General features: G+C 47.3%; 1 protein-coding gene. It reads left to right on the forward strand.

Annotated elements, in window-relative coordinates:
* Positions 1 to 1,035, forward strand: a 1,035-nt coding sequence (locus R7Z50_RS24680) for an NAD(P)/FAD-dependent oxidoreductase (protein WP_318149375.1), incomplete at its 5' end; no start/stop codon positions are given.
* Positions 1,036 to 1,094 lie beyond the last annotated feature (59 nt).

Here is a 1,094-nt window from a genome sequence, read left to right on the forward strand (position 1 = left end):
GAACGTAAAGTGATCATTTTAAGTGAACTGAAAGACGAGCACGGTGAACTTCTTATGCCAAGCCGCGAGCTAGAATACGATCTTCTAGTGATGGCGATTGGTTCAACATCGAACGATTTCAACACTCCAGGCGTTCGCGAAAACTGTATTTTCCTAGATAGCCCAGAACAAGCGCACCGTTTCCGTACAGAAATGAACAACGAGTTCCTAAAGCTGCACGCGAAAAACGGTAACGGCACAGTGGATATCGCGATCGTTGGTGCTGGTGCAACGGGCGTTGAGCTATCGGCTGAGCTGCACAATGCCGTGAAAGAACTTCGCACTTATGGATTTGGTGATCTAGATTCAAGCAAGCTGAATGTTAACCTGATTGAAGCGGGCGAGCGCATTCTTCCTGCATTGCCACCACGTATTTCGTCTGCGGCGCATCAAGAGCTTGTTAAGCTGGGTGTAAACGTTCGTACAGCAACGATGGTGACTAAGGCGGAGAAAGACGGCCTAACTACCAAAGATGGCGAAAAGATTCCTGCGCAAATCATGGTTTGGGCTGCGGGTATCAAAGCACCTGATTTCATCAAAGACATTGCAGGTCTAGAAACAAACCGTATTAACCAATTGGTTGTGAAAGGAACACTGCAAACAACGCGTGATGACGATATTTTTGTTATCGGCGACTTGGCGCAATGCACACAACCAGACGGCTCATTTGTGCCACCTCGTGCGCAAGCTGCGCACCAAATGGCTAGCCAAGCGTTCAGCAACATTGTGGCGAAGCTAAATGGTCGTGAGTTGAAAAACTACGTGTACAAAGACCATGGTTCTTTAGTGTCTCTAAGCCGCTTCTCTACAGTAGGTAGCTTGATGGGTAACTTAACCAAAGGTTCGATGATGGTTGAAGGCCGTATTGCACGTGTTGTTTATATCTCACTATACCGCATGCACTTGATGGCACTTCACGGCGTGTTCAAAACAGGCTTGATGATGCTGGTTGGCCGCATTAACCGTGTATTGCGTCCAAACCTTAAGCTTCACTAATATCGGCGATTCAGCCAGTTTCAGTGTTGAAACCATAGAAGAGAAAAAGCCACCGCAAG

Source organism: Vibrio sp. 1249-1 (assembly GCF_033340495.1).